General features: G+C 36.1%; 2 protein-coding genes. Both read left to right on the top strand.

Going from position 1 to position 2364, the window contains the following annotated elements:
• Positions 1 to 165 precede the first annotated feature (165 nt).
• Positions 166 to 1572 (top strand): IS21 family transposase, encoded by a 1407-nt coding sequence (istA, locus tag N0O92_RS23565; RefSeq protein ID WP_315617481.1) that lies wholly within the window; start codon positions 166 to 168, stop codon positions 1570 to 1572.
• Complete coding sequence (istB, locus tag N0O92_RS23560; protein WP_315617479.1) at positions 1569 to 2294, top strand: IS21-like element helper ATPase IstB; 726 nt, start codon at positions 1569 to 1571, stop codon at positions 2292 to 2294. The genes istA and istB overlap by 4 nt, the downstream gene beginning before the upstream one ends.
• Positions 2295 to 2364 lie beyond the last annotated feature (70 nt).

The following is a 2364-nucleotide window of genomic DNA, read 5'->3' as shown; positions in this document are numbered from 1 at the left end:
TGTTTATTGCAAAATAAAAGTGCAGAGCTTTGCAAAGGAAAAATGCAGAGTCCTGCACTTTATTTTATAAGTGCATAAAAAAAGACTTGCCAGTCACCCCAAGTCCCTCTACTGTAATGGTGTCGAATCATTCACAGAGTGGAGGAATATGAAAGGATGCTAGCAATGTCTGATATTCATTGTATCAAAAACTTGAGAAACAACAAGGGTTTATCTATATCTAAGATCCAAAAAACACTTGGTATTAACTGGAGAACCGCTAAGAAGTATGGGGATGGTGAACAATTGCCTCAATCTAAAATAAAGCAAAAGAAAGGAATGATGACTGAAGGTAACTGGGGAGAGATGGTTTCCGATTGGCTCTTTGAGGACAGTAAGTTAAAGAAAAAGTCACGTCGTACGAAGAAAGCTATTTTTGAAGAACTCCAAAGTCATGGATTTCAAGGTTCTTACAGAACTGTTTGTTATTTTGTATCTGATTGGGAGAATAGCCATAATGATCATCACGATAAAGGCCATGATCGCTTAGAACATCCTCCTAGTGAAGCACAGGTAGACTTTGGAATAATGGAAGCAGTTAAAGATGGAGAATTTGTTGATATTCATGCCCTAGTAATGTCTTACCCATGTAGTAATGCAGCCTTTGTTGCACCGTTACCATCGGAGAATCAAGAGTGTTTTCTTCAAGGTCTTAAATTACTGTTTCATCAAGCAAAGGGAGTTCCTAGGAAGATAAGAATTGATAATTTAACGCCTGCCGTAAAGAAAGTAAGGTCAAAGTTTGAAGAAGCAAAATTGACCGAAGCATTCATTCAATTTCAAAATCATTATGGCTTTGAAGTACAAGTTTGTAATCCTCGTAGCGGGCACGAAAAAGGTAACGTAGAAAACAAAGTTGGTTATGTCAGGTATAATTTCTTCCCTACCTCTCCAGTTATAAATAGTTACGAGGATTTGACTGAAACACTTCGTATTAAGCTTGAAAAAGATCGGCAAAGGCTTCACTACGAAAAGGAAGTAATGATCGAAGATCTCTGGAATGAGGAGAAGAAACATTTACTAGAATTGCCAGCAGAAGAATATCCTATTTTCAAAGAGATTGAAGCTAAGGTAAATAAGTTTAATGAGGCCAAGTTAGATAATGTATTAATCCATATTCCCAAAGCTTCAAATTACCCTAGTATTTATTTCATTTTGTCTTGGGATAAATTTAAAGCTGTTTCTCCTGATGGTGAAATTTTATTAGAAGATTTTAGGCCGTACATGAATAAAAAACGAGCTATTCCTTGGTTATCTGTTTTTAAAGATTGGATTAGAAAACCAAGAGTTGTTCCTTATTCAAGATATCAAAAGTACTTACCAGGAAGAATTAACGATTATTTAATGGTTGATGATTTAATCGTTCGGAAAGCTCGCTTAACAGAGTTAGTAAGTTTACTCGTTACGCATGATATGAAAAGAATAAATGAAGAATTTTATGATTTGATATCTTGTCAGAATGAAAATCCCTTTGGGATTGATTGGTCGCTGTACGATTCCTTAGCACCCTCAAATGGGAGGGATAATTCATGAGTGATCCAATCCGTAGTATGTGTAAATCTTTAAGACTTGCTTATGTAGCTGAAATCTATGAAACAATACCTTTTGAATCACCATCTCAATTTTTGGAGGCTATATTTAATAAGGAATTTAGTTTGCGGGAAAAAGCAAAAGTACAGCGACTAATTAAAAATGCCAAATTTCTTGATTCTAAAAGTCTAAGTAATTATGAGTGGAATGACAGGATTAGATTTCCTGCACAAATAGATAAAGAAGCTCTTATGAGCCTTGATTTCATTAAGCAGCAACAGAACGTGGTTTTAATAGGTTCTCCTGGTACGGGTAAAACTCACTTGGCGACTGGTCTAGGGAGAAAAGCATGCGAGATGGGACATGAAGTTAGATTCTTTCGCGTATCCCATCTAATAGAGCAATTGGAACATGCATTTAAACAGGATAAGTTGCCTTCTTTTAGGAAAAAGTTTGAAAAGGTAGATTTGATCATTTTGGATGAGATGGGGTACCTCCCTTTTAGCAAGGAGGGATCAGAGTTACTATTTCAACTTATTGCAGAATGGTACGAACAAAAAAGTTTGATCATCACATCAAATTTAGAGTTTAGCCAGTGGAATCGCATATTTATTGACTCTAGGCTTACTGCAGCGTTGGTGGACCGATTAATTCACCACGCTCATGTCTTAACATATAGTGGCGGAAGCTACAGGCTTTCGAACGCTTTATCAAAGGCAAGATAATTAAATTATTGGGTGGCAAAACTCTGCACTATTTCTTGCATTTTTCTGCACTTTTGTCTTGCAAAATACA

Source organism: Alkalihalobacillus sp. MEB130 (genome assembly GCF_032335535.1).
GTDB lineage: Bacteria > Bacillota > Bacilli > Bacillales > Bacillaceae_D > Halalkalibacter.
This window is presented reverse-complemented; position numbering and strand designations above follow the sequence as displayed.

What these genes read in the sequence shown, in the direction of transcription:
- istA (WP_315617481.1), top strand. Translation starts at nt 166, where the DNA reads ATGTCTGATATTCATTGTATCAAAAACTTGAGAAACAACAAGGGTTTA.
- istB (WP_315617479.1), top strand. Translation starts at nt 1,569, where the DNA reads ATGAGTGATCCAATCCGTAGTATGTGTAAATCTTTAAGACTTGCTTAT.